This window comes from Streptomyces sp. NPDC017246, from assembly GCF_044331325.1.
Classification (GTDB): domain Bacteria; phylum Actinomycetota; class Actinomycetes; order Streptomycetales; family Streptomycetaceae; genus Streptomyces.
This window is the reverse complement of record NZ_JBIRMW010000020.1, coordinates 1-24,217: the sequence shown is the minus strand read 5'-3', so window position 1 is coordinate 24,217 and position 24,217 is coordinate 1. Positions and strand designations below refer to the sequence as shown.

Below are 24,217 nucleotides of genomic sequence, written 5' to 3'. Positions count from 1 at the left end.
GTAGGATCTGACCGCTCAGGTGATCGATCCGCCACCACCCTCATACGTCGAAGTGCCCGACCACTCCAGCCTTGACCACTCCAGCCCCCACCAGCCCAGCCCCCACCGGCGCGGCTGCGCCCGTCCCGCGCCGCCCACCCCGAGCGCCCCGCCGTGCGGGGGCGATCGACCCGGCGGGGCGGCACGGGTGGCGCCGGGGACCTCGCCCGCCCCGGTGCCCGGGCGGGCATGCCCGCCCTCGCACGTCACCCGCACCACAAGGACCCGCACCGGCCACGCCCCCGCAGTCAGGAGTCACCCCGATGACCACACCGCACAGCACCGCCCCCGCCGGCCCCCCGCACCGGATGGACCCGGCCGGCGGCTGCCCCCACGCGGTCAACGCCCGGCTGCTCGCCGAGGGCGCCGTCGCCCCGGTGATCCTGCCCGGTGAGATCGAGGGCATGGTGGTGCTCGGCCACGACGCCCTCCGTGACTTCCTCTCCCACCCCGACGTCGCCAAGGGCGCCCAGCACTTCACCGCGCTGACCGAGGGACGCATACCCGACGGCTGGCCGTTGCGGACCTTCGCCACCGTGCCCGGCATGACCACCGCGGACGGCGCGGACCACCGCCGGCTGCGGGCCCTGGTCAGCAGCGCCTTCACCGCCCGCCGGGTCGAGGAACTCCGTCCCCGCGTCGAGACGGTGACCGCCGGACTCCTCGACGGACTCGCCGAGGCGGCCGGCACCGGCGACGGTGTCGCGGACCTCCGCCGTCACTACGCGCTTCCCCTGCCGCTCGGCGTCATCTGCGAACTCCTCGGTGTCGACCCCGCCCATCAGGACCGGCTGCACCATCTCTCCAGCCTGGTCGTCGCGACCGACACGGAGCCCGCACGAGCCGTCGCCGCCAACCGCGAACTCGTCGAACTCCTCGGTTCCATCGCCGGTGCCAAGGCCGCCGCCCCCGGCGACGACCTCACCAGCGCGCTCATCACCGCCCGGGACGAGGAGGGCGACCGGCTGAGCGGGCCCGAGCTGATCGGCACACTGCTCCTGCTGATCATCGCGGGCCACGAGACCACCCTGAACCTGGTCACCAACGCGGTCCGGGCGCTCTGCACCCACCGCGACCAGCTCGCCCTGGTCGTCGAGGGCCGCGCCGGCTGGGCGGACGTGGTCGAGGAGACCCTCCGCTGGGACAGCCCGGTCAGCTACTTCCCGTTCCGCTACCCCACCCGCGACCTGACCGTCGACGGCACGCTCATCCCGCGGGGGACCCCCGTCCTGGCCGGATACTCGGCGGCGGGCCGGGACACGAAGGCCCACGGCCCGGACGCCGACCGCTTCGACCTCACCCGCGGCGCGGGGGCGAAGCATCTCTCCCTCGGCCACGGTCCCCATTACTGCCTGGGCGCCCCGCTCGCCCGGATGGAGGCGGCGATCGCACTGGAGGCGCTCTTCACCCGGTTCCCCGATCTGGACCTGGCCGTCCCGGAGTCCGAGCTGCCCCGGCACTCCGGCTTCGTCGGCAACAGCGTCCGAAGGCTCCCTGTCCGGCTGAACGGCTGACGGCCCCGGCCCCCAGCCACCGGCCCCCAGCCACGGGCCCCCGGGCCCCCCGGCCCCCCGCTCCCACCGTCGGGAGCCGCACGGGGGCGCGCCCGCTCACGGACTCATCCGGCGCGCCCCCGTACGGTCGTCGCGGGGGAGGCCCGCAGGGAGGAGACGAGCCGCAGCAGCCGGTCCTCGTTCCCCACGAGGCCCGCGGCACGGAGCGCCTCGTCCGCCTCGGCCATCGGATGGGTCAGCATCACCCCCGCGTACGGGGCGAGCTGTGGGTCGGTCAGCACGGCTTGGGTGGATTCGAGCAGCCGCAGGTACGCCTGGGCGGCCGCGCGCTCGCTGGCGGTGATCGTGGTCATGTCGGGCTCCCTCTCGACAGTTCGGCGCTCACCACCCTCTCGCACGGGTCTGACATCGGGGGTCCGCAGGCACTCCGGTGCGCTCGATGCGCCCTGCCGCGCCGCGTGGACGGCGGGGTACGACCGCCCGCCCGCGGCCGTGATGACGGGCGACAGAGGTTGTGCGACGCTCTCAGCCCGCTCCGCCGAGGTGCGCCCCGAGCCGTTCCAGGAAGACCCGCTGACCCTCGACCAGGAGCGGGGCGGCCGCCTCCGGGGTGAACCAGCCCACCCGGTCGATCTCCGGGAACTCGCCCTGGATTCCGGACCGGGGAGGCCACTCCATGGTGAAGGTGCCCGGCACGATGTCGGCCGGGTCGAGGGTGCCCTCGACGGCCCAGACGGTGACGAGCTTCCCGTTGCGCTGCCGGGACTCGCCGAGGTCCCACCACTCGCCCTCCGGGGCCGGGAGGCCCAGTTCCTCCAGGAACTCGCGCCCCGCCGCCGCCTCCGGAGCCTCGTCCGGCTCGTACTCCCCCTTGGGGATCGACCAGGCGGCCTGCTCGCGGGAGGCCCAGAAGGGCCCGCCCATATGACCGATGAGAACCTCGACGCCGCCGTCCGCCGTACGGCGGAAGACCAGAAGACCCGCGCTGCGCTTGTCCGACATGCCGCCCAGTCTGGCCGACGGGCCGGGCCGCCGCAGCCGCGCGCGGGCCGGGCCCGCACGCCCCGGCCGGGCCCGCACGCCCCGGCCGTACGCCCCGATCGGCGCATCGTGCCCCGGCACGTCCCGTCCCGCACGACGGGGCCCTGCGTGTCCCGCCCCCGCCCGCCCGTACCCGGAGCTTCAGTCCTCCGTGCCGACCGTCACCGGGCCGCCCTTGAGATCCACGCCGCTCGTCCAGTGGAGCGGCAGCCGTACCGAACGCCACGGCGCGAGCGAGCCGCTCAGCCGCTCCCGGCGCAGCAGGACGCCGTCCTGGGTGACGGTCAGAACCGGGCGTACGAGCCCGCGGTCCGTCCGGAGGAGCAAGGGCGCGGCCACCGGGCCGAGGAGGCCGGGCGTCACCCACCGCAGCGGTCCCGTCGTCGTCACCGGCACCCCGCCGTCGGGCCAGGGGTGTCCGTCGAGACGTTCGAGGACGGCGGTTGCCACCCTCCGTCCCTCGGCGGCGGCCACCGCGGCCGGTTCCCCGCCCCTCAGCAGGTTGCCGACGGCGAAGACCCCGGGTACGGCGGTGCGGAAGGAGACGTCCGTCGCGGGCCCCCGGGTGCCGGGGGCGAGCGGCAGCCCACAGGAGCGGGCCAGTTCGTGGTCGGGGATCCAGTCGCCGGTGAGGACGACGGTGTCGCACCGCAGCATGGCCGTGCGGCCGTCCTCGCCCCGGACCGAGACCCCGGTCAGCCGGCCGCGTCCGACGAGCTCCGTCACGACCGTGCCGGAGAGGACCGGGACCGCGCCGAACGCGACCCGCCGCACGAGCGGTTCGGCGACGACCGCCGCCACCTCGACCCCGGCCCCGCGGAGCGTCCGCACGGCATCGCGGGCCACCCGGTCGCCGCCGACGACCACGGCCCGTCGCCCGATGTGGTCCCACCGCGGCCCGAACCGCAGCACCAGCTGCTGGAGTTCGCCCGTCGTCAGCACCCCGGCCGGCCGTGACCCGGGGACGAGCCGTGCGCTGCGGGGACGTTCGCGGGCTCCGGTGGCGAGGACCACCGCGCGGGCCCGGATGCGTTCGAGCCCGGTCGGGGCGGTGACGTCGAGGGTGAGCGGCCCGGCCCAGCCCGTGGCCGATACGCCGGTACGGACGGTGGCCCCGGCCCGCAGCGCCGCTCGCGCGGCGCGTCGCGCGTACGCGGGACCGTCCAGCGGGCGGCCCCGGGAGTCCGCGCCGAATCCCGGGCGGGCGCAGTGCCGTGGGACGCCGCCCGCGGTCCGCTCCCGCTCCAGGACCTCGACGCGCCCCGCGCCCGAGGCCGCGAGGCGGGCGGCCGCGGCGAGCCCGGCGGGCCCGGCTCCGACCACGAGGACGTCGACCGTACGGTTCACCGGGCACCCCTCCCGTACCTCTCGGACCCGTACTCCTCGAACAACGCCCGTACCTCCGCGCCGCAGTGGTGCCCCTGGCAGCGCCCGCCCCGGGCGCGTGTCCTGCGCCGCAGCCCGTCGAGGCCGCCCGGCGGGATCGTCGAGGTGAGCGCGGCCCGGATCTCGCCGCGGGTGACCCGCTCGCAGTGGCAGACGACCGAACCGAATTCCGGGTTTCCGGCGATGAGACGGGCGTCCCGATAGGGGCGGGGGAAGGCCTCGCCGAGGTTCGGCATCCGGAGCCGGGCGAGCGGGCGCTCGGGCCCCGGGTCGAGCCCGCAGTCGGCGAGCAGCCCGCGGACGTGCTCGGCGATCGCCAGGGAGGCGGTGAGCCCGGTGGAACGGATCCCGCCCACCGTCACATAGCGGAGTGCGGGGTGGGCGGAGATCCGGTAGTCCTCCTGCCCGGTGGCGGCCCGCAGCCCCGCGTAGACGGCCGTGACCTCCTCGTCCAGCAGTGCCGGGAGGATCCGGCCGCCCTGCTCGCGGAGGCCGGCCAGCCCCTCGGCCGTGGTGCCGGTGGCGGTCTTGTCGTCGAGGTCCTCGGCGGTGGGCCCGAGCATGACGTTCCCGTACACGGTCGGTGTGATGAGCACGCCCTTGCCGAGCGGGCCGGGGACGGGGAGCAGGATGTGCCGTACGAGATCGCGCGCGAACTTGTCGAAGACCAGCAGCTGCCCGCGGCGCGGTGTGACGACGAAGTCCTCGCGGCCGACCAGCGCGTCGAAGGCGTCGGCGTGGAGCCCGCAGGCGTTGACGAGATGTCGGGTCCGCAGCACCCCCCGCCGGGTGACGAGCCGGTGGTTCGGATCACCCGGACGCACCTTCTCCACGCGGCAGTTGAGGTGGAGGTCGACGCCGGAGCGGACGGCCTGGGTGGCGTACGCGAGGGTCGTCGTCCAGGGGCAGATCACCGCCTCGCCCGGCACTTCCAGAGCGGCGAGTCCACCGGGCCCCAAGTGAGGTTCCCTGGAACGGAGTTCGGTGGCGGTGAGCAGTCGGGTCGTGCGGTGGCCGTTGCGCTCGGCCTTGTCGGCGAGGCGGGGGAGTGCGGCACGCTGCCGCTCGTCCCAGGCGACGAGCAGGGCGCCCAACGGCTCCACGGGGATACTGGTCTCCTGGGCGTAGCCGGACAACAGGCGGTGTCCCTCGCGGACGAGCCGTGCCTCCAGTGTGCCGGGCACGGCGTCGAAACCGGTGTGCAGGATGGCGGTGTTGGCCTTCGACGTACCGTCGCCGACGTCGTTGGCCGCCTCCACGAGCGCGATCCGCAGAGGGTGGCGGGCCAGGGTCCGGGCGATCGCGGAGCCGACGACGCCCGCTCCGACGACCACGACGTCGTAGGTCGCGTCGGCGCCGGCGGGGAGGGGTCCCCTGCGGGTGACACTCATGCGATGCCGGTGTCCGTGCGGCCATACGAGCTCGAACCGCCGCCGACGCGGGAGTCCGAGCCGTCGCCGATGTCGGAGCCCGGACCATCGCCGATCCCGGACCCGAGCTCGGACCCGATCCCGGACCCGATCCCGCCCCCGGAGCGGTCGACCAGCGCCGACACCTCGCTCCGGAAGCGGGACAGGCGCGCGGCCGCCTCGTCCCCCGAGATCCGGGGCTCGTACACGGCCGAGGGTTTCCACTCCGGTACGGCCTCGCGGAGGGTGAGCCCCGGGTCGTGGCCGAGCCGGGCCACCGCGCCCACCCCGAGCGCTGTGGCGTCGGGCAGTGAGGAGACCTCGACCGGGAGCTGCAGCAGATCCGCCTGGGTCTGCATGAGCAGGGCCGACCGGGTGAGACCGCCGTCGGCGCGCAGCGAGGTCAGGGGTGCCCCCCGGTCCGCCGCGACGGCCGAGGCGAGCTCCACCACCTGCGCGGCGATGCCCTCGCACAGGGCCCGGACCAGATGGCCCGGTGTGGTGTCCAGGCCGAGGCCGGTGAGCGAGCCGCGTACGTCGCCCCGCCACCAGGGCGCGGCGAGTCCCGCGAGCGCGGGGACGAAGGTGACCGCTCCGGAGTCCGGGACTCCGCCGCCGACCGGGTCGATTTCCTCGGCCCCGGCGATGACGCCGAGGTCGGTGAGCCAGCGCACGGCCGAGGCGACCGTGTACACCTGGCCGTCGAGACAGTGGGCCACCTGTCCGCCGAGCCGCCAGGCGACACAGCTGACCAGGCCGGACGAGGCGCGCCGGGGCTCGGGGCCGGTCTGGGCGAGGAGGAAGGCTCCTGTGCCGTAGGTGCACTTGGCGGCCGCGGGGTCGTCGGCGCTCTGGGTGAGCAGCGCCGCCTGCTGGTCCACCAGGAGTCCGGTGAGCGGCAGCGGAGGGCCGAAGGCGGTCGTGGTGCCGACGGGCGTGTCGCAGTCGACGACCCGGGGGAGCTGTTCCCCGCCCAGGCCGTAGAGATCGAGTGCCGTCTCCGACCAGGCGACCGTGTCGAGGCCGAGGAGCCCGGTCCGTCCCGCGGTCGCCGCGTCGGTGACGAAGGCGCCCGTGAGCCGGTGGACGAGCCAGGCGTCGCTGGTGGTCACGACGCCCGCGCCGGTGGCGTGGCGGCGGATCCAGGCCATCTTCGGCGCGGCGAAGTACGGGTCGAGGGGGAGTCCGGTCAGTTGCCTCAACTGCTGCGCGTGTGGGTCGAGTTCGGCGCAGATGGAGGCCGCTCTGCGGTCCTGCCACACCAGGGCGTCGGTGAGCGGTTCGCCGGTGGAGGAGTCCCAGGCGAGGACGGTCTCTCCTTGATTGGCGAGGCCCATGGCCACCACCGGTGTGCCGGCCTCGGCGAGCGCCGCCCGGCCCGCGGTGACGACGGAGTCGTACAGCTCACGGGGGTCCACCTCGACCAGGCCGCCCGGCAGGTAGCGGGGGCGGACCGGGGCGGTACCGCTGCCGATGACTCCGCGCTCGGGGCAGAGGACGAGCGCCTTCGTGCCCGAGGTGCCCTGGTCGACGGCGAGTACCGGGCCGGCCGTCATCGCGCTGCTCCTGTCCCTGGACGTTCGGTGATCATCCGATCACCGAAAAGGGTCAGGGTGCCGTCGCCGGGACTCTCCGTCAAGCCTCCGCGGGGGACCCCGTCAGGTCCGTCGCCGTACCTGACAGTAAGTCAAATTCAGTCGTTGGCTTAATAGTTACCGTCACGAAAGAAAGTGGACCGGTCGCATCCAGAGCCCTCTATAGTGATCGCCGATCAACGGCCGGGACGCCCGCCGGGGGACTGACCACCCCCTCCATCCACCGAGGACCCATGTCATCCACACCACGCCCCACCCCCTGATGGCCGGACACGGCTTCCGCCCCGTCTACCATCCGGCGGGCCACGACCACGCCCTGCGCAATGCCGTCCAGGACTTACGCACCGGCCGCTGGGTGGCGATGGCCCGACTCCTCGACGAGACATCGGGCTGGGACGCCTGGACCCGCCGCACCCAGGTCCTCGCCGCCGTCGCCGCGGGCACCGACGTCGTCCACACCTGGCGGACCGAACAGTCCGGGAGCCTCGCCGCCGTCGTGATGCACAGCCGGGTCACCGTCGAGCGGGCCGTACGCGCCCACCGCGCCGGCCACGCCCGCACCCGGGAACTCTGGCAGGAGGCCTGGACCGCCTGCCGCGAGGCCGCCGACCTCGCCCCCGACGACCCGGTGCCGTGGGTGGGCCTCATCGCCCTCGCCACCCTCGACGCCCGCCAGAGCATGGCCGAGCACCGGCTCTCCCCTCCCGCCCCCATGCTGCCGCCCGGCCCCTGGGGCCTGCTCGCCGAGGCGGAGAAGCGCGACCCGCACAACCGCGAGGCGCACCACCGCATGCTGCAGTTCGTCTACGGTCGGCGCCCCGGACCGCTCTCCGAGGCCGTCAACTACGCCCACTGGGCGGCCTCCTCGGCCCCCGTCGGATCCGCCCTGCACGTCCTCCCGCTCTACGTCCGCGTCGAGCGGTACCGGCGCGAGCGGGGCCACGAGCGGGCCCTCGACCTCCACTGGGTCGCCGAGGACGCCCTGCGCGAGGCCCAGCGCGCCCTCGACACCTGGTTCCTCTTCTGCGCCACGGACGAGGCCTCCCTGCTCGACCTCAACTACCTGGCGCACGCCCTCTTCGGAGGCCTCCGCTTCACCGACGCGGCCCGGGTCTTCGAGTCCCTCGGCCCGTACTACACGACTCTGCCATGGGCGTACCGGACCCCGCACCCGGACGACCGCGTGCTCGCCGAAGACGTCTTCCTGCGCGCCCGTGCCCGCTGTCTCGGCGGCTGAATCCCCTTCGTACGCCTCCCCGCTCCCGCCCCCTGCACGCTCCATCCGGCCCCGCACGCCCCATCCGTCTCCCCCGCCCCCCACTCACCCCCGTCCCCGGAGGAACCGATGTCCCGCACCACCGCCCCCACCGACGCGATACGCAAGCCACCGCCCGCCCAGGACGAGGAGGCGCGGCTGAGAGAACTCGGCTACCAGCCCGTCCTCGCCCGACGCATGGGCGGCTTCGGCAACTTCGCGATCAGCTTCTCGGTCATCTCCGTCCTCTCGGGATGCATGACCCTGTACGGCTTCGGCATGGGCACCGGCGGCCCCGCCGTCATGCTGTGGGGCTGGGCCGGCGTCGGACTCTTCGTGCTGTGCGTGGGACTCGCCCTCGCCGAGGTCACCAGCGCCTATCCGACCTCCGGCGCCCTCTACTACATGGCGGACCGCCTCGGCGGCCGCCGCTGGGGCTGGTACACCGGCTGGCTGAATCTGCTCGGTCTGCTCGGCGCCATCGCCGGTATCGACTACGGTGCCGCGCTCTTCACCGGAGCCTTCCTCAACCTCCAGTGGGGCTTCGAGCCCACCGCGGGCTCCACCTTCCTGATCTTCCTCGCGATCCTGCTGCTCCACGCCGTCCTGAACCTCTTCGGCGTCCGGCTGGTCAGCGTGCTCAACTCGATCAGCGTCTGGTGGCACCTGGCCGGCGTGGCGATCATCGTCGGCGCCCTGGCATTCGTCCCCGACCGGCACCAGTCGGTCGAGTTCGTGTTCACCGAGTTCGTCAACGACACCGGCTGGGCCAACCCCTTCTACGTCGCCGCCATCGGCCTGCTGCTCGCGCAGTACACCTTCTCCGGCTACGACGCCTCGGCCCATCTCTCCGAGGAGACCTCCAACGCCTCCGTCGCCGCCGCCAAGGGCATCGTGCGGGCCATCTGGGTCTCCTGGATCGCCGGCTTCGCCCTGCTCGCCGGACTGAGCTTCGCCATCCAGGACTACGCGGCCACGCAGAACAGCGCCACCGGAGTCCCGCCCGCCCAGATCCTCCTGGACGCGCTCGGTTCCGGCGGCGCCACCGCGCTGCTCCTCGTGGTGATCGTCGCCCAGCTCTTCTGCGGCAACGCCGAAGTGGCCGCCGCCAGCCGGATGGTCTTCGCCTTCAGCCGTGACAACGCCCTGCCCGGCTCCGCGATCTGGCGCAAGGTCAGCGGCCGCACCCAGACACCGGTCCCCGCCGTCTGGCTGGCGGTGGCCGTGGCCGCGCTGCTCGCCGTGCCCTCGCTGTACTCCGCCACCGCCTACGGCGCCGTCACCGCGATCAACGTCATCGGCATCACACCCGCCTACGCCATCCCGATCTATCTGCGGCTGCGCGCCGGGAACCGGTTCACCCCCGGCCCGTGGAGCCTGGGCCGCTGGAGCAAGCCGATCGGCTGGACCGCCGTCGTCTGGGTGGCGATCGTGACCGTGCTGTTCTGCCTGCCCCAGAAGTCCCCGGTCACGGTCGACACCATGAACTACGCCGTGATCGCGCTCGCCGTCGTCCTCGTCCTGGCCAGCGTCTGGTGGTACGTCGCCCGCCGCTCGTACGGCACGCCGACGGCGTACGGCACGGCCCGCGAGGAGGCGGAGATCTCGGAGGGCATCGTCTGACGGTGCGCACCGAGGGCGCGGACGGGACGGAGAACCCGGATCCTGTCCCCGTACCGGACAGGAGCCGGTCCGCTCCAGGACGCCCCCGGACCACCGTCAGGGGCCCGCTGCCCTCGGACACCACGACTCCCGCGCCACCGTCAGGCGCTGAACTCGTAGGTCCAGGCCGCCGACTGGGCCGAGAAGTCGATGTCCGTGATCTCCAGGGCGTGCCCGTGCTGATCGCTCACCACCCGGTGGACGACCAGCCGGGCCGCGCCGCCGGACGTGGTCGTGGCCGGGCCGGGTGGCACGCCGACCGACTCCCGGTGGGTGACCCGCAGCCCCGCGGCGTGCATCCAGTGGTAGAGCAGCCGCAGATCCGGCTGTTGCCCGCTGTCCCGTCCCCTGCGGTAGCGGGCCAGTTGGGGGATGTCGTGCAGCGCCCGCCGGGAGAACCACGACACCGCCCGCTGGAGCGCGGCTCCGTGCGGCCCGAGCACCACGTGCCGGTGCACGAGCGTCGGCTCGCCCGGGGCGAGCTGGAGCCGCGCCGTCAGCGGTGTGGGCGGCGGTTCCCAGGTCAGTGAGGCCCGCACCAGCGCCTCGGCCGCGCGGGGCCCGCCGGGGAAGTTCGGCCGGCGGGCCGTGAGCGCCGGGACGACGGGCTCGCCCCCGGCTCCGGCGGCGGCGAAGGTGCCGCGCCGGTCGGTGACCACGAGCCGCTCGTCCCGCAGGAGCTGGAGCGCGCTGCGTACGGTCTGCCGGTTGACGTGGTACCGCTGCGACAGGGATCGTTCGGAAGGGAGCCGACTGCCGGGGGAGATGCGCCGGTCCGCGAGATCCTCGCGGAGTGCGGCGGCGACCCGGAGATAGAGCGGCGCGTCTGCCGCCGCCTCGGATTCGGGCTCGGCCATGATCAAACCCTCTCTTCGCTCAGCGTGACCGCATGGGTCGTGTGGGTGATCAATTCCTATCATTGGTCTAAACCATTTTGCTAGGCCGGTCCGGCAGAGTGGCCGAAACGAGCGTCGCCCCGTGTAATGAGGGAGCAGGTGCACGGGGACGAGACCGCAGCGGCGGAAGAGGCGGGTGAGGCCGGATGACGACATCTTCGGAGCGCGCCGAACGGGGCAGGGCGGCTCGCAAGCGCGTCCCCCGCTCCTCCCACGGCCGCTGGATACCCAGCTCTCAGCGGCCCGACCCCGTCGGCGTGCTGGAACGCCAGTCCATGGACCGCCTGACCGACCTCGTACCCCTCCGGTACGGCCGGATGGCGGCCTCCCCCTTCGCCTTCCTCCGCGGCGCCGCCGCCGTCATGGCCGCCGACCTCGCCGCCCAGCAGCACACCGGCCTCACCGTGCAGCTCTGCGGCGACGCCCACCTCCTCAACTTCGGGGTCTACGCGTCACCCGAACGGACGCTGCTCTTCGATGTGAACGACTTCGACGAGACGCTCCCCGGCCCCTTCGAATGGGACGTGAAAAGACTCGCCGCCAGCGTCACCGTCGCCGCCCTCCAGAACGGCAGCACCAAGGCCAAGGCCCACCGTGCGGCCCTCGTCGCCACCGAGTCGTACCGCACGACCGTGCGCCGCCTCGCCGGCCTCGGCGAACTCGCCGTCTGGTACGAGCGGATCGCCGCCGACGACCTGGTCTCCCTCGTCCGCCGCGACGACCGGGCCCGCTTCGTGAACCGGCTCGCCCGCGCCCGCCGCCGCACCAGCCTCCAGGCCTTCGCCAAGCTCACCGAGGCCGACGCGACCGGCGCCCGGCACATCGTCGACGACCCGCCGCTCCTCGAACGGGCCACGGACCTCGACCGGGTCACCCTCGGCAAGATCTTCAGCGACTACCGCAGCTCGCTCTCCGAGGAACGACGCGTCCTCCTCGACCGCTACCGCTTCCTCGACGCCGCCCGCAAGGTCGTCGGCGTCGGCAGCGTCGGCACCCGCTGCTTCGTCCTCCTCCTCGAAGGCCGGGACGAGGAGGACCCGCTCATCCTCCAGATCAAGGAGGCGGTCCCGTCCGTCCTGGAGCAGTACCTGACCCCGAGCACGTACAGCCACCAAGGCCGGCGTGTCGTCTACGGCCAGCGCCTCACCCAGGCCTCCAGCGACATCTTCCTCGGCTGGATGACCGGCCCCGAGCAGCGGCACTTCTACTGGCGTCAACTGCGAGACATGAAGGGCTCCGCGGAGGTGGAGACCATGTCCCCGGCCCTGCTGCGGGACTACGCGCGGCTCTGCGGGCGCGCCCTGGCCCGCGCCCACGCCCGCTCCGGCGACCGGATCGCCATCGCGGCCTACCTCGGAGGCTCGGACGTCTTCGACCGCGCCGTCGCCGACTTCGCCCTCGCCTACGCCCGCCAGAACGCCGACGACTACGCGGCGCTCGGCGCCGCGATCGCCGCGGGAATGATCGTGGCGGCACCCGGAGCCTGAACCGCCGGTGCCGGGGGCTCGGCGGGGCCGAGGGCGGCGTGCCCGACGCAACAGGTGCCAGGACGGGTCCGGGTACGCCTTCCGGCACCCCGGCCGGGCCCGAGCGCAACGGCTCGGACCCGACCACGATGGCGGCTGGCTCGCTACGCGTCGCGCCGCAGCGGCGGCTCCGCGGGCGTCTCGGCCGCCGGGCCGAACAGCACCGCCCGCGCCACCGAGGGCGCGAAGAGGCCCGTCAGCGGAGAGGTCAGGCTCAGCGCCGCACGGAACGCCGCCCCCACGACCGGATCGCCCGCCGCCCGCTGCTCCACCCGGCTCAGATACCAGCCGACCGCCTTGTCCAGCGGACCCGTGCCGGCCGCGTCCCCGATCGCACCCGGCATCTTCTTGTCCGCGCCCGCCGAGATGTCCCAGGCCTGCCGGGAGGCGTCCAGCAGAGCGCGCTGCACGGTGCGCGTGGTCGCGGTGCGCCGGGGGTCGTCGAGCGCCCGGCGCAGGGCGACCGCGCTGAGCGCGGCGACGGCCATGCCCTGCCCGTAGATGGGGTTGAACGCGCACAGCGCGTCGCCGGTGGCGAGGAAACCGGCCGGGCGGCGGCCCGGACGGTCGTACCGGCGCCGGATGTTCGCGGTCCTCCGGAAGCCGTACACCGGGGACACCGGCTCGGCCCGCGCCATCCAGTCGCTGATCACCGGATGCGGCAGCCGCTTGGCGTACTCCTCGAACGCGCTCTCGTCGGTGGGTGGTTCGTCCCCGCGCAGCCCGGAGAGGGTCACGAGATGGTGCCCGTCACCGAGGGGCAGGACGACGCCGCTGTACACCTGGGAGGGGTTGGGCACGATGTAGTAGCCGGACGCGTCCGTGCCCGGGGTCTCCTCCGGGGCGCGGTAGACGCGGGTGCCGTACGCGAGACCGGTGTCGAGGGTCTCCTCGTGCGGGGCCTCCGCGCCGATGTCCGCCAGCCAGTCGGCGGACTTGGTGGACCTCCCGGAGGCGTCCACCACCAGATCGGCCGCGAGGATACGGGGCTCCTTGTCGGCCCCCGCCCCGCGCTCGCGCAGCCGTACGCCCCGCACGCGCGAGGAGTCACCGGTCAGCCCCACGGTCTCGGTGCCCTCGACCAGCTCGATCCGCGGGTCGGCCAGCACCCGCTGCCGCACCAGCCACTCCAGCTGGGGGCGCGGGCCGGTGTAGTAGTGCGCGGTCGCGGGCGTGCGGCGGAACCACCTGCCGCCCTGCCACTGGACCATGTCCTGGGGCGCGCCCACCTTGGGTGCGCCGAGTGCGGTCAACTCGTCCATGAATCCGGGAAGCAGCTCGTCGAGCGCCTGCTGCCCGCCCGCGATCAGCACGTGCAGATGCCGCCCCTGCGGGACACCCGGCCGCGCGTCCGCCCCCTCCGGAAGCCCGTCGCGCTCGACGACCGTCACCTTCTCCGCGTGCCCCGCCAGTACCCGAGCGGCAAGCAGCCCGGCAAGACTTCCCCCGATGACCACCGCGTGACGTGTCGCGCGGTGCCCCAAGTCGTCGGCCATACCCGACCTTTCGTGTCGTGGACCTGAATGGCCCAGTATCCCCTCGGCCAAGCCCCGCGTGGGGTCCCCGCCGTACGGTTTCGGCCGCCTCGCCTACCCTCGTGTCGTGGAGAAGTCCTGGGAGCCGCCGAGCGCCGCTCATGATCCGGAGAGCGCGTTTCCGTTCCGGCTCGGTGATGACGTACGAAGAGTCCTGGCGGTCGTACCGGACACCGGGCTCTCGTCGACGGCGCCGTTCCAGGTCGATGTGCGGGGCGAGACGGTGACGATCCCCTCGCGGATCCATCACGACGAGCCGGACGCCGACGTGCTGCGTTCGCTGACCGGGACCCAGCGGGCGATCCTGCACTGCCTCTACTCCCGGCACTGCGACGGCAGGGTCCGCCTGCGTCATCTCGAACAGATCGTGGGGCTGGGCGAGGCGTGGGTGGTCCCCTTCGTCGTTCAGCCGGCCGGTGAGTACGTGGTGGAGATCATCGAGGCGTTCCTTCGGGGCCTGCCCGGGCTCTGTCTTCCGGGCTCGGCCCAGCGCGGACTCTACGGGGAGTTCATCGTCCGGAACCCGGCGTTCTTCGCCCGCGTGGAACGACGGGCGGTGAGCTACTGGTCCTGCTACTACCGCCGGGAGTTCCCGGCGTTCGACGCGTACCCGGGAAGCTCACTGATGGAGGCGCTCAGGGCCGCCGCCTCGGAACGGACGGGCGCACCGTGGCCCCGCCACACGCCGGCCCCGCGACGGGCGGTGCCGAGCGGCGTGTGAGGAAGGCCCGCGCCGCACGCGCGGGAGGCGAGCCGCGCTGTCCTGTCCCGGACCTCACTCTGGCCCGGACCTCACTCCGTCCCGGACCTCACTCCGTCCCGAGTTCCGCCAGCGCGCCCGTCAGCCACTCCACCCAGAACCGCTCCATCTCGATCCCGCCCCGCAGGACGAGATGGCGGAGCCGGTCGGGTTCCGAGTGGCGGCGGTCGGTCGGGAAATCGCGGGACTCGATCGCCAGGTACTCGTCCAGCTGCTCCCGGTGCAGGGCGAGATGACGGGCCAGCTCGGTGCAGAGGCCGGCCGCACCGACCACCGCGGCCGCGCGCATCCTCAGCAGCAGGGCGGCCCGCATCGGCTTCGGGTCCTCGGACCTGGCGACCCAGGTGCCCAGCTCGGCGCGGCCCGCGGGCAGCACCTCGTACTCCTTGCGCTGCCCCCGCACGGGCACCGGGGCGGGCAGGGCACGGATGTGCCCCGCCTGCTCCAGCCTGCCCAGCTCGCGGTAGATCTGCTGGTGCGTGGCCGACCAGAAATAGCCGATCGACTTGTCGAAGCGGCGCGTCAGTTCGAGGCCGGAGGACGGCTTTTCGAGCAGCGCGGTGAGGATCGCGTGCGGGAGGGACATGCACGCATCCTAGAAGTGGCCGGCCACGGCGATCACAGCGTGGCCGCGAGCCGGGTGCCCTGGTCGATGGCCCGCTTGGCGTCCAGCTCGGCGGCGACGTCCGCGCCGCCGATCAGGTGCGCCACGCGGCCCGCCGCGACCAGCTCCTCGTACAGGCCCCGGCGCGGCTCCTGGCCCGCGCAGAGCACGACCGTGTCGACGGGAAGCAGCTGCTGCTCGCCGCCGATCGTGACGTGCAGGCCCTCGTCGTCGATCCGGTCGTACGACACGCCCGCGACCATCGGCACGCCCCGGTGCTTGAGCTCGGTGCGGTGGATCCACCCCGTGGTCTTGCCGAGACCCGCGCCGACCTTGGACTCCTTGCGCTGGAGGAGGTGCACCTGGCGCGGCGGCGCGGCGCGCTCGGGGACGCGCAGTCCGCCCCGGTTCTCGTACGAGGTGTCCACGCCCCACTGCCGGAAGTACGTCTCGGGGTCCTGGCTCGCGCCCTCCCCGCCGTCCGTGAGGAACTCGGCGACGTCGAAGCCGATGCCGCCCGCGCCGATGATCGCGACCCGCTCGCCGACGGGCGCGCCGTCGCGCAGCACGTCCAGGTAGCTGAGGACGCTCGGGTGGTCGACGCCCGCGATGCCGGGGGTACGGGGGGAGACGCCGGTGGCGACGACGACCTCGTCGAAGCCGTCCAGGTCGGACGCGGAGACGGGGGTGTTCAGACGGACGTCGACCCCGCGCTCGGCGAGCTGCACACGGTAGTAGCGGAGCGTCTCGTCGAACTCCTCCTTGCCGGGGACCCGCTTGGCGATGTTCAGCTGTCCGCCGATCTCGGCGGCCGCGTCGAACAGGGTGACGGAGTGGCCGCGCTCGGCCGCCGACACCGCGCAGGAGAGGCCGGCCGGCCCCGCGCCGACGACGGCGATCCGCTTGGCGCGGCGGGTGGGGGAGAGGATCAGCTCGGTCTCGTGGCAGGCGCGCGGGTTGACCAGGCAGGACGTGATCTTCAGGTTGAAGGTGTGGTCCAGGCAGGCCTGGTTGCAGCCGATGCAGGTGTTGATCGTGTCGGCGCGGTCGGCCGTGGCCTTGGCGACGAACTCCGGGTCGGCGAGGAAGGGGCGGGCCAGCGAGACCAGGTCGGCGCGGCCGTCGGCGAGGATCTCCTCGGCGACCTCGGGGGTGTTGATGCGGTTGCTGGTGACGAGGGGCACGGAGACCGCGCCCATCAGCTTCTTCGTCACCCAGGTGTAGGCGCCGCGCGGCACGGAGGTGGCGATGGTGGGGATGCGCGCCTCGTGCCAGCCGATGCCGGTGTTGATGATGGTGGCGCCCGCCGCCTCGATCTCCTTGGCGAGCTGGACGACCTCCTCCAGGGTGGAGCCGCCGGGCACGAGGTCCAGCATGGAGAGGCGGTAGACGAGGATGAACTCCTCGCCGACCCGCTCGCGGATCCGGCGAACGATCTCCAGGGGGAAGCGGACGCGGTTCTCGTACGAGCCGCCCCAGCGGTCGGTGCGCTGGTTGGTGGCGGCGGCGATGAACTCGTTGATGAGGTAGCCCTCGGAGCCCATCACCTCGACACCGTCGTACCCGGCCTCCTTGGCGAGCTCGGCGCAGTGGGCGTAGTCCTCGACGGTCTGCTCGACCTCGGCCTCGGTCAGCTCGTTCGGTACGAAGGGGCTGATGGGGGCCTTGATCGCGCTGGGCGCGACGAGGGCGGGGTGGTAGGCGTAGCGGCCGAAGTGCAGGATCTGCATCGCGATCCGGCCGCCTTCGGCGTGCACGGCGTCGGTGATCAGCCGGTGCTCCGCGACCTCGTCGGCGGTGGTGAGCTTGGCGCCGCCGTCCCAGGGGCGCCCGGCGTCGTTGGGCGCGATTCCGCCGGTGACGATGAGGCCCACGCCGCCACGGGCACGTTCGGCGTAGAAGGCGGCCATGCGCTCGAAGCCGTGCTCGGTCTCTTCGAGGCCGACGTGCATCGATCCCATGATCACCCGGTTGGGCAGGGTGGTGAACCCGAGGTCGAGCGGGCTCAGCAGGTGCGGGTACGGGGTCATGCGGGCGCCTCCTCGCGCAGGAACGTCGACTCAGTTCTAAGGGACCCCCTCCCGTTCTGCAACTAGTTGCAGAAGATTCTGGACGTGATGTCTACTACTCGGTAGCAAAGGAGCCCGACCGGGCCGGGATCAGCTCAGGCCCGGAGCGGACCGGCCCCGGAGCGGAGCGGTCCCGGATCGGACCGGCCCCGGATCGGTCCCGACTCAGGCCCCCTGACGGGCGCTCGTCGCCCCCGTCCCGCTCCACGCGTCCAGATCCTCCGGTGTGCGCGGTTCCGGGGCGTCCGCCGCGAGCAGGCCTTGGGTACGGAGCAGCCGTGCCACCGTCGTGCCCCAGGGGCGGCGCAGCCGCGCCTCCTCCAGGAGCGCGTCGTCCGCGAGGAGCTCCGCGACCGGGCCGGTGCGCAGACCCGACGGGGCCAGGACCGCAGCCTCGTCCGCCCACCGGAGTGCCAGGTCCACGTCGTGCGTCGCCATGAGCACCGTCGTGCCGGTCTCCCGGAGCCGCTGGAGGGCGTCGAGCAGCCGTTCCTGCCCGTGCGGGTCGAGACCCGCCGTCGGCTCGTCCATGATCAGGACCCGGGGCCGCATCGCCACCGCGCCCGCGATCGCCGCCCGCTTGCGCTGCCCGTACGACAGCAGATGCGTCGGGCGGTCCGCGAGCGCCGTGATGTCCAGCGCTTCCAGTGCCTCCCGTACCCGGAGCCGTACCTCCTCCTCCGTAAGCCCCAGGTTCATCGGACCGAACGACACGTCCTGGGCGATCGACGCGGCGAACAGCTGGTCGTCCGGATCCTGCACCACCAGCTGCACGGTGGTCCGCAGCCGCGTCAGGCCCTTCCGGTCGTACGCCACCTCCGCCCCGTCCAGCAGCAGCGCCCCGCTCCCGCCCCGCAGCCCGCCGCTGAGCAGCCGCAGCAGAGTCGTCTTGCCGCTGCCGTTGCGGCCGAGCAGCGCGACCGACCGCCCCTCCGCCACGGCGAAGTCCACACCCGAGAGGACCGCGGGCCCGTCCTCGTAGGCGAAGCCCGCGTTCACCAGCTCCACGACGGGGACCGGACGGGGAGGGGGCGTCGAAGACGTCACGGAAGAGACCTTTCCAGTACGAGGGTGAGGGCGACGAGCGCCGCGAGCAGCGCGCCCGAAGCGGCGAGGAACCGGCGGGAGACCGGGGACACGGGTACCAGGACCCGCAGCGTCCCGTCGTACCCGCGCCCCGCCAGCCCCGACTGCAGCCGCTGCGCCCGGTCGAAGGCCCGCACGAACGTGGTCGCGCCGAGCCCGGCGAGCGAACGCCAGGTCGCGGCCCGTGAGGTGTGGCCGAGCCGGGCCGCCTGGGCCTGCCGGATCTTGGACATCGAGTCGAGCAGCAGGAAGATGACGCGGTACATCACGAGCGCCACGTCCACCACCGGCGCCGGCACCCCGGCCCGGACGAGCCGGGGCAGGACGTCCGACACGGGCGTCGTGAAGGCGAACAGAAGCACCCCGAGCGAGGCCGCCGCCGTCCGCAGCAGCAAGCCGCCCGCCTGAGCGGGACCGTTCGGCGCGAGGGCCACGAGCCCGCGGGCACCGCCCACCTCGAAGAGCAGCGGAATCGCCCCCGTGACACAGAATCCGAGCGGGATCCGGAACGCCCGCCACAACGCCCGGCCCGGCACACCGGCCGGGCCGAGCAGGACCGCGAGCGTGGCCGTCGCCACGAGCACCGCACCGGGCCAGGGCGGCAGGCTCACCGCGCACAGGGTGAGACCGAAGCCGAGCAGCGCCTTCTCGGCGGGATGGCGGCGACGCCAGCGACTGCTGTGCGCCGCCGCGTCGATCGGCAGCATCGGCGGTTACGCGTCCTGGCCGTCGACGGACGACGCGGCCCGGGGGGATCCGGCACCGGCCCCAGCCCCGGTACTGGCGTCGGCCGCGGCCCCGGCACCGGTACTGGCGTCGGCCGTGGCCCCCGCGTCGCCCCTGTCCACCGCCGCGGTCTTCGCCCCGGCGGCCGTCCCGGCAGCCCCGTCCGTCTCCGACGCGGCCACGTCCGAACTGGCCGTTTCCGCCCCAGCCCTCGCCGATCCAGCCGTTTCCACCCCAGCCGTCTCCGCCTCAGCCGTCTCCGATCCGGCGGTCTCGGACCTCTCCGTCTCCGCCCGGGCCGCCCCCTGCCGGCGCCCGCGCCGCAGGCCGAAGTAGTACGCGAGCACCCCGGCGCCGATGGCCGCCTGGAGGGCGAAGAGCGCGGACTCGATCTCACCGGACGGGGGCTCGTAGAGGGGGCTGAACCACGGTTCGTAGTCCGGCTGGAGCTCGGTGATGGCGGTCTCCGCCTCCGCGTCCGACCCGGTGAACGGTTCCTCCTTGTGGTCCCCGAGCCCGAGCGCGAGCGGCAGTACCGCGAGCGCGGCGACGACGAGCAGCAACAGGGTGTTGATCTTCGCGTTCCGGCTCATCGCGCGGCCGCCTCCTCGCGTCGCTCCGTCGTGCGCCCGGCGAGGACGCCGAGCCGGGTCAGTTCGCCCTTGCTCGACTGGGTGAGCAGCCGCATCACGAGCACGGTGAGCAGTCCCTCGCTGACCGCCAGCGGAATCTGCGTCACGGCGAAGATCCCGCCGAACTTGGCGAGCGCGCCGGGAATGCCGCTCCCCGGGTCCGGGAAGGCGAGAGCGAGCTGAACGCTGGTCACGCAGTACGTGGACAGGTCGGCGACGAAGGCGCCGAAGAAGACGGCGACCATCAGCGGCGCACCGAACCGGCGGAGCAGCCGGTACGCGCCGTAGCCCGCCCAGGGCCCGACGATCGCCATCGAGAAGGCGTTCGCGCCGAGCGTGGTCAGCCCGCCGTGGGCGAGCAGCAGGGCCTGGAAGAGAAGGGTGATCGTGCCCAGGACCGCCATGATGGGGGGCCGGAACAGGATCGCGCCCAGCCCCGTCCCGGTCGGATGCGAGCAACTGCCTGTCACGGAAGGCAATTTGAGTGCCGACAGGACGAACGTGAAGGCGCCGGAGGCACCGAGCAGCAGGGTGGACTCAGGATTCGACCGCACCTCGCGGGTCAGCGCGCGGACCCCGTGGACGACGAACGGCGCGGACGCGACGCCCCAGGCGGCGGCGTGCACAGGGGGCAGATACCCCTCGGCTATATGCATGGTTGGGAGACCCTCTCCAGCACCTCGTGGATGGACAACGCACCCTGGCCGGTCTCCTGGCTGACGGTCATGCGCCCGGACTCCGCCTTCCCACACCACGAGGGTCTCCCGTCGTGGTCCAGTGGCTTCCCCGTGGGTATTTCCCGCGGGGGTGGAGCCGGACCTCCCGATCACAGTGGCGAGGGCCGCACCGGTACTTCACCGGTTTCCCGTACACCAAGGCCCTGCGACATTAGTGCGTTGACCTGCTGGATCACAACACGGTCGCCACCCGGTGCGGCCTCTCGCTCACTGCGCGCAGTCACTCCTTGCGGTAGGCGTACGCCTCCGAGGCCGCCGCCGACACGGCGTCGAGGTCGCCGCCCGCGCTCGCCGTGACCAGGGCGGCGACCGCGCCCTCGACGAACGGGGCGTCCACCAGGCGAGACCCGGCGGGCAGTTCGTCGCCCTCGGCGAGCAAGGCCTTCACGGTGAGCACGGCGCTGCCCAGGTCGACCAGGATCGCCACGCCGGCGCCCCGGTCGACGCCCTTCGCCGCCTCGCAGATCAACTCGGAACTCGTCCCCAGGCCGCCGTCCGGGGTTCCGCCCGCCGGGAGGATCGGCGCCAGGTCGCCGCCTCCGGCGAGCCCCTGGGCCAGCTCGGCCACGGCCGCGGCGACGGCGGCGCTGTGCGAGACGAGCACGATCCCGACGGGTGACCCGCTCATGACGCCTCCCCGGTACGCCCGTTCTCGGCGAGCGCGGTCTCGTCCAGCGCGGCGAACAACAGCGCGGAGGAGGTCGCCCCCGGGTCCTGGTGCCCCATCGACCGCTCACCCAGATAACTGGCCCTGCCCTTGCGGGCCCGTAGGGGTACGGTCGCGAGGGCGCCCTCCTCGGCGGCCGCGCGGGCCGCCCCGAACGAGTCCCGCAGGCCCTCCACCGCCGGGACCAGCGCGTCCAGCATCGTCTTGTCACCCACCTGTGCGCCGCCCAGCTGGGACACGGCGGCCACCCCGGAGCCGAGGGCGTCCGCCAACTGCGCCCGGGTCACGCGGTCGTCCTCGCCCAGCGTCTTCCCCGTACGGCGCAGCAGCGTGCCGTACAGCGGTCCCGACGCACCGCCCACGGTGGAGATGAGCTCCCGCCCGGCGGTGGTCAGCACGGCGCCGGGCGTCGTCGGCGGCTCCTTGGCGAGGGTCTCGGTCACGGCGGCGAATCCCCGCTTGAGATTGGCGCCGTGGTCGGCGTCACCGATCGCCGAGTCCAGCTCCGTGAGCCGGTCCGCCTCACGGTCGACGGCCTCTGCCACCGCGGCCAGCCAGCGCACCAGGAAGTCCGCGCCGAAGGTCTCCGTCATGTCGATTCCCTTTCCCGTCCTCAGTCCTGTCCCACGGTCCGACCAGGTTCCACGTCTCGCTCGTCTCAGCGACCCCAGCGGAGCGCGGGCGTCCGCACGGGCGCGTCCCACAGCCGAAGAAGCTCCTCGTCCACCTCGCACAGGGTCACCGAGCAGCCGGCCATGTCGAGCGAGGTCACGTAGTTCCCGACGAGCGTCCGCGCCACCGGAACCCGCCGCTCGCCGAGCACGCGCTGCACCTCGGCGTTGAATCCGTACAGTTCGAGGAGCGGGGTAGCACCCATGCCGTTCACCAGGGCGATGACAGGCCCGGCGGGGCGGAGGTCCTCGACGACGGCGTCGACGGCGAAGTCCGCGATCTCCCGGGAGGTCATCATGGGCCGCCGCTCGCGGCCCGGCTCGCCGTGGATGCCGATGCCCAACTCCAGTTCACCCGCAGGGAGATCGAAGGTGGGGCTGCCCTTGGCGGGGGTCGTGCACGCGCTCAGGGCCACGCCGAACGACCGGCAACGCTCGTTGACCCGGCGGGCGATCGCCTCCACGCGCTCCAGCGGAGCGCCCTCCTCCGCGGCGGCTCCCGCGATCTTCTCCACGAAGAGCGTGCCGCCGGTCCCGCGTCGGCCCGCCGTGTACAGACTGTCCTTGACGGCGACGTCGTCGTCGACGAGGACCCTGGCGACCTGGATGCCCTCGTCCTCGGCGAGCTCCGCCGCCATCTCGAAGTTCAGCACGTCACCCGTGTAGTTCTTGACGACGAACAACACCCCGGCGCCGCTGTCGACGGCGGCCGCGGCCCGCACCATCTGATCGGGCACCGGGGAGGTGAAGACCTCCCCGGGGCAGGCGGCCGCGAGCATCCCGGGCCCCACGAAGCCCCCGTGCAGCGGCTCGTGCCCGGACCCCCCGCCGGAGACCAGCGCCACCTGGCCCGCCACGGGCGCGTCCCGCCGCACCACGATCCGGCGCTCCACGTCCACGGTGAGCTCGGGGTGGGCGGCGGCCATCCCCCGCAACGCGTCGGCGACGACGGTCTCGGGGACATTGATGAGCATCCTCATGGATACCTCCTGGTGAGAGTAACAGGCAAGCTGCTGAGCAGGGTCTTCGCAGGTCAGAGCAGGTAAGGCGAGTTAATGATCTTGGCGGTCCATGGCTGTGGGGGGCGGTTCTGTGCGGTACTGATGCCGACCCAATGCTGACTTCCCTGATGCACCGTCAGGCCTGGCAGCCGAGTTCGAGCTTTGCGAGTGCGCATCATGGTGCAATTATCGACGCGAGACCGCGAGCGTGCACGGGTGCGTGGGACACTTTTGGTCGTGGCTCAGCACGACTTTCCTCCCCTCATCTCCGACGGGACATCCCAACCGCCAGCCGATGACACCGCGGCGGATCGTTGGCTCCCCGTGGCGGCGGATCCCGATCTCGGCTATCCGCCCAGCGCCGGCACCCCTGGGAACAGGCCACCGGGCGAAGATCTCGATCTGGCGATCGGGTGGGACCGTTTTGAGAAACTGATGCTGGCGGTGTCGAGTCACGTCCTCGCATTCCGAGGGATCAAGTTTCGCCGGTACGGGGTGCAGGGACAGGTCCAGCACGGTATCGACCTGGCGGGCCGGGACGTGGAGGGTCGATTCGTCGTCGTCCAATGCAAGGACCACCAGGAGTTCACCGCTGGGGACCTGCGGAAGGCTGTGGAGACGTTCGCAAGTGGGAGGCGGCCCTTCGACGCTGGCCATCTGATTGTCGCCACCTCCGCCTCCACTGAGCGCACCCAGCTGGCCGACGAGCTGGCAACGCTCCAAGGGGAGCTCGAGGACCTCGAGCTGGACCTGTGGGGTGCGGAGCAGATCAACGACTTCCTCCGCTACCAGGCTGACGTCGTCGCACGATTCTGGACTCGCGAGACGGCGGACGTGTTCTGCACCGGGGCACCCCTTCCAGGGGTTCCTGCTCCTCCCCTTGACCGCCAGGAGCGGGCGGATCGCATCCTCATCGGGCCTCTCAAGACGAGTGGGGTGAGGCCGATTCTGCGCGCGGCGGAAGCCGAGCGAGCATCGGCGCCGGATCAGTCCGCCAGAAAATACGGCGAAATCGCGTCGCGACTCGAAGACGCGGGCTTCCGAGGGCATGCGAGCGTGCTGAGGAGCCGGCAGTTGGATGCGCTCAGGGAAGCTGGCCTGCTCGATGAGGCGGCGGAACTCGCCGGCCGCCTTGCTGCCGCAGCCCTCCATCATGGGGACAGGTCCGAGCCGCGAAGGCTGGCGCGGATGCTTGACGGCCTCACCCGCAGCGACGCGTCGGCAGAGACGGAGCATGCGACGGCGATTCGCCGACATGCGCGACTCATTCGCGCAGCGGTTGATGCCATCCTCCATCCCCTCGGCGCCGCCTCAGTAGCTGTTGTCGTTCCGATCTTGAGGGGTGTGTGTCGAACGGGAGTCTCGATCGGGTGATCGCGGCTGGTCGTGGGCATGAAGGCAGGGCC

21 protein-coding genes, 1 pseudogene and 1 riboswitch are annotated in these 24,217 nt (G+C 72.9%); of the genes and pseudogenes, 6 read left to right on the top strand and 16 right to left on the bottom strand.

All coding sequences use genetic code 11. From position 1 onward, the window contains the following. Positions 1-302 precede the first annotated feature (302 nt). On the top strand, positions 303-1,553 hold the full coding sequence (locus tag ACH4MY_RS33550; protein ID WP_398007957.1) for a cytochrome P450: 1,251 nt from the start codon (positions 303-305) through the stop codon (positions 1,551-1,553). Between the two features lie 104 nt (positions 1,554-1,657). Here ACH4MY_RS33550 and ACH4MY_RS33545 read toward each other — a convergent pair whose 3' ends face one another. From ACH4MY_RS33545 to ACH4MY_RS33525, 5 genes are all read right to left on the bottom strand, one after another. Then, positions 1,658-1,906, bottom strand: a complete 249-nt coding sequence (locus ACH4MY_RS33545) for a hypothetical protein (protein ID WP_398007956.1) — start codon at positions 1,904-1,906, stop codon at positions 1,658-1,660. 172 nt (positions 1,907-2,078) lie between these two features. Next, a complete protein-coding gene (locus tag ACH4MY_RS33540; protein WP_398007954.1) occupies positions 2,079-2,555 on the bottom strand; it encodes an NUDIX domain-containing protein in 477 nt (158 codons plus the stop codon). 180 nt (positions 2,556-2,735) lie between these two features. Continuing rightward, on the bottom strand, positions 2,736-3,941 hold the full coding sequence (locus ACH4MY_RS33535) for an FAD-dependent oxidoreductase (RefSeq protein WP_398007952.1): 1,206 nt from the start codon (positions 3,939-3,941) through the stop codon (positions 2,736-2,738). Continuing rightward, positions 3,938-5,371 (bottom strand): FAD-dependent oxidoreductase, encoded by a 1,434-nt coding sequence (locus ACH4MY_RS33530; protein ID WP_398007951.1) that lies wholly within the window; start codon positions 5,369-5,371, stop codon positions 3,938-3,940. Before ACH4MY_RS33530 ends, ACH4MY_RS33535 begins: the two co-directional genes overlap by 4 nt. Next, a complete protein-coding gene (locus ACH4MY_RS33525) occupies positions 5,368-6,945 on the bottom strand; it encodes an FGGY family carbohydrate kinase (RefSeq protein WP_398007949.1) in 1,578 nt (525 codons plus the stop codon). Before ACH4MY_RS33525 ends, ACH4MY_RS33530 begins: the two co-directional genes overlap by 4 nt. Before the next feature lie 301 nt (positions 6,946-7,246). Here ACH4MY_RS33525 and ACH4MY_RS33520 point away from each other — a divergent pair, with 301 nt between their 5' ends. Together ACH4MY_RS33520 and ACH4MY_RS33515 are read left to right on the top strand one after the other, a co-directional pair. Continuing rightward, positions 7,247-8,221 carry a hypothetical protein gene (locus ACH4MY_RS33520; RefSeq protein WP_398007947.1) on the top strand — a complete coding sequence of 325 codons (975 nt, stop codon included), beginning with the start codon at positions 7,247-7,249 and terminating at the stop codon, positions 8,219-8,221. Between the two features lie 108 nt (positions 8,222-8,329). After that, positions 8,330-9,862: an amino acid permease gene (locus ACH4MY_RS33515; protein ID WP_398007945.1), complete on the top strand. Its 1,533-nt coding sequence runs from the start codon at positions 8,330-8,332 to the stop codon at positions 9,860-9,862. Between the two features lie 140 nt (positions 9,863-10,002). Here the strand turns inward: ACH4MY_RS33515 and ACH4MY_RS33510 are convergent, their stop codons facing one another. Beyond that, positions 10,003-10,758: a GntR family transcriptional regulator gene (locus ACH4MY_RS33510; protein WP_398007944.1), complete on the bottom strand. Its 756-nt coding sequence runs from the start codon at positions 10,756-10,758 to the stop codon at positions 10,003-10,005. Positions 10,759-10,943: 185 nt separating this feature from the next. Here ACH4MY_RS33510 and ACH4MY_RS33505 point away from each other — a divergent pair, with 185 nt between their 5' ends. After that, positions 10,944-12,284: a DUF2252 domain-containing protein gene (locus tag ACH4MY_RS33505; RefSeq protein ID WP_398007942.1), complete on the top strand. Its 1,341-nt coding sequence runs from the start codon at positions 10,944-10,946 to the stop codon at positions 12,282-12,284. A gap of 143 nt (positions 12,285-12,427) precedes the next feature. Here ACH4MY_RS33505 and ACH4MY_RS33500 read toward each other — a convergent pair whose 3' ends face one another. Continuing rightward, positions 12,428-13,819, bottom strand: coding sequence for an FAD-dependent oxidoreductase (locus ACH4MY_RS33500; protein ID WP_398007940.1), 1,392 nt, complete (start codon positions 13,817-13,819; stop codon positions 12,428-12,430). A 106-nt stretch (positions 13,820-13,925) separates the two neighbouring features. Here ACH4MY_RS33500 and ACH4MY_RS33495 point away from each other — a divergent pair, with 106 nt between their 5' ends. Continuing rightward, on the top strand, positions 13,926-14,579 hold the full coding sequence (locus ACH4MY_RS33495; RefSeq protein WP_398007938.1) for a hypothetical protein: 654 nt from the start codon (positions 13,926-13,928) through the stop codon (positions 14,577-14,579). Positions 14,580-14,667: 88 nt separating this feature from the next. Here the strand turns inward: ACH4MY_RS33495 and ACH4MY_RS33490 are convergent, their stop codons facing one another. The 9 genes and pseudogenes from ACH4MY_RS33490 to dhaK all read right to left on the bottom strand — a co-directional run bounded on the left by ACH4MY_RS33490 (position 14,668) and on the right by dhaK (position 22,790). Then, positions 14,668-15,204, bottom strand: coding sequence for a PadR family transcriptional regulator (locus ACH4MY_RS33490; RefSeq protein WP_398007936.1), 537 nt, complete (start codon positions 15,202-15,204; stop codon positions 14,668-14,670). A gap of 32 nt (positions 15,205-15,236) precedes the next feature. Continuing rightward, complete coding sequence (locus ACH4MY_RS33485) at positions 15,237-17,252, bottom strand: FAD-dependent oxidoreductase (protein ID WP_398007934.1); 2,016 nt, start codon at positions 17,250-17,252, stop codon at positions 15,237-15,239. A 204-nt stretch (positions 17,253-17,456) separates the two neighbouring features. Beyond that, positions 17,457-18,338, bottom strand: a complete 882-nt coding sequence (locus ACH4MY_RS33480; RefSeq protein ID WP_398007932.1) for an energy-coupling factor ABC transporter ATP-binding protein — start codon at positions 18,336-18,338, stop codon at positions 17,457-17,459. Continuing rightward, on the bottom strand, positions 18,335-19,084 hold the full coding sequence (cbiQ, locus tag ACH4MY_RS33475; RefSeq protein ID WP_398007930.1) for a cobalt ECF transporter T component CbiQ: 750 nt from the start codon (positions 19,082-19,084) through the stop codon (positions 18,335-18,337). Before cbiQ ends, ACH4MY_RS33480 begins: the two co-directional genes overlap by 4 nt. Before the next feature lie 296 nt (positions 19,085-19,380). Then, positions 19,381-19,696: pseudogene (locus tag ACH4MY_RS33470) on the bottom strand (energy-coupling factor ABC transporter substrate-binding protein); the annotation flags it as partial. Further along, positions 19,693-20,391 carry an energy-coupling factor ABC transporter permease gene (locus ACH4MY_RS33465; protein ID WP_398007929.1) on the bottom strand — a complete coding sequence of 233 codons (699 nt, stop codon included), beginning with the start codon at positions 20,389-20,391 and terminating at the stop codon, positions 19,693-19,695. The gene ACH4MY_RS33465 and the pseudogene ACH4MY_RS33470, both read right to left, overlap by 4 nt. Positions 20,392-20,419: 28 nt before the next feature. Continuing rightward, positions 20,420-20,627: riboswitch (cobalamin riboswitch) on the bottom strand. A 65-nt stretch (positions 20,628-20,692) separates the two neighbouring features. Beyond that, positions 20,693-21,100, bottom strand: a complete 408-nt coding sequence (locus ACH4MY_RS33460; RefSeq protein ID WP_398007927.1) for a PTS-dependent dihydroxyacetone kinase phosphotransferase subunit DhaM — start codon at positions 21,098-21,100, stop codon at positions 20,693-20,695. After that, the gene (gene dhaL, locus ACH4MY_RS33455; protein ID WP_398007925.1) at positions 21,097-21,732 is read right to left on the bottom strand and encodes a dihydroxyacetone kinase subunit DhaL; all 636 of its coding nucleotides are present in this window, start codon (positions 21,730-21,732) and stop codon (positions 21,097-21,099) included. Before dhaL ends, ACH4MY_RS33460 begins: the two co-directional genes overlap by 4 nt. 65 nt (positions 21,733-21,797) lie before the next feature. After that, positions 21,798-22,790, bottom strand: a complete 993-nt coding sequence (dhaK, locus tag ACH4MY_RS33450) for a dihydroxyacetone kinase subunit DhaK (protein WP_398007923.1) — start codon at positions 22,788-22,790, stop codon at positions 21,798-21,800. Between the two features lie 258 nt (positions 22,791-23,048). On the opposite strand from dhaK, the gene ACH4MY_RS33445 reads away from it, so the two are divergent. Next, positions 23,049-24,185, top strand: a complete 1,137-nt coding sequence (locus ACH4MY_RS33445; protein ID WP_398007921.1) for a hypothetical protein — start codon at positions 23,049-23,051, stop codon at positions 24,183-24,185. Positions 24,186-24,217: the final 32 nt, after the last annotated feature.

Excerpts from the sequence above, each read along its gene's own strand:
- ACH4MY_RS33550 (WP_398007957.1), top strand. The coding sequence starts at position 303 with ATGACCACACCGCACAGCACCGCCCCCGCCGGCCCCCCGCACCGGATG.
- ACH4MY_RS33545 (WP_398007956.1), bottom strand. The coding sequence starts at position 1,906 with ATGACCACGATCACCGCCAGCGAGCGCGCGGCCGCCCAGGCGTACCTG.
- ACH4MY_RS33540 (WP_398007954.1), bottom strand. The coding sequence starts at position 2,555 with ATGTCGGACAAGCGCAGCGCGGGTCTTCTGGTCTTCCGCCGTACGGCG.
- ACH4MY_RS33530 (WP_398007951.1), bottom strand. The coding sequence starts at position 5,371 with ATGAGTGTCACCCGCAGGGGACCCCTCCCCGCCGGCGCCGACGCGACC.
- ACH4MY_RS33525 (WP_398007949.1), bottom strand. The coding sequence starts at position 6,945 with ATGACGGCCGGCCCGGTACTCGCCGTCGACCAGGGCACCTCGGGCACG.
- ACH4MY_RS33520 (WP_398007947.1), top strand. The coding sequence starts at position 7,247 with ATGGCCGGACACGGCTTCCGCCCCGTCTACCATCCGGCGGGCCACGAC.
- ACH4MY_RS33515 (WP_398007945.1), top strand. The coding sequence starts at position 8,330 with ATGTCCCGCACCACCGCCCCCACCGACGCGATACGCAAGCCACCGCCC.
- ACH4MY_RS33510 (WP_398007944.1), bottom strand. The coding sequence starts at position 10,758 with ATGGCCGAGCCCGAATCCGAGGCGGCGGCAGACGCGCCGCTCTATCTC.
- ACH4MY_RS33505 (WP_398007942.1), top strand. The coding sequence starts at position 10,944 with ATGACGACATCTTCGGAGCGCGCCGAACGGGGCAGGGCGGCTCGCAAG.
- ACH4MY_RS33500 (WP_398007940.1), bottom strand. The coding sequence starts at position 13,819 with ATGGCCGACGACTTGGGGCACCGCGCGACACGTCACGCGGTGGTCATC.
- ACH4MY_RS33490 (WP_398007936.1), bottom strand. The coding sequence starts at position 15,204 with ATGTCCCTCCCGCACGCGATCCTCACCGCGCTGCTCGAAAAGCCGTCC.
- ACH4MY_RS33485 (WP_398007934.1), bottom strand. The coding sequence starts at position 17,252 with ATGACCCCGTACCCGCACCTGCTGAGCCCGCTCGACCTCGGGTTCACC.
- cbiQ (WP_398007930.1), bottom strand. The coding sequence starts at position 19,084 with ATGCTGCCGATCGACGCGGCGGCGCACAGCAGTCGCTGGCGTCGCCGC.
- ACH4MY_RS33465 (WP_398007929.1), bottom strand. The coding sequence starts at position 20,391 with ATGCATATAGCCGAGGGGTATCTGCCCCCTGTGCACGCCGCCGCCTGG.
- ACH4MY_RS33460 (WP_398007927.1), bottom strand. The coding sequence starts at position 21,100 with ATGAGCGGGTCACCCGTCGGGATCGTGCTCGTCTCGCACAGCGCCGCC.
- dhaL (WP_398007925.1), bottom strand. The coding sequence starts at position 21,732 with ATGACGGAGACCTTCGGCGCGGACTTCCTGGTGCGCTGGCTGGCCGCG.
- dhaK (WP_398007923.1), bottom strand. The coding sequence starts at position 22,790 with ATGAGGATGCTCATCAATGTCCCCGAGACCGTCGTCGCCGACGCGTTG.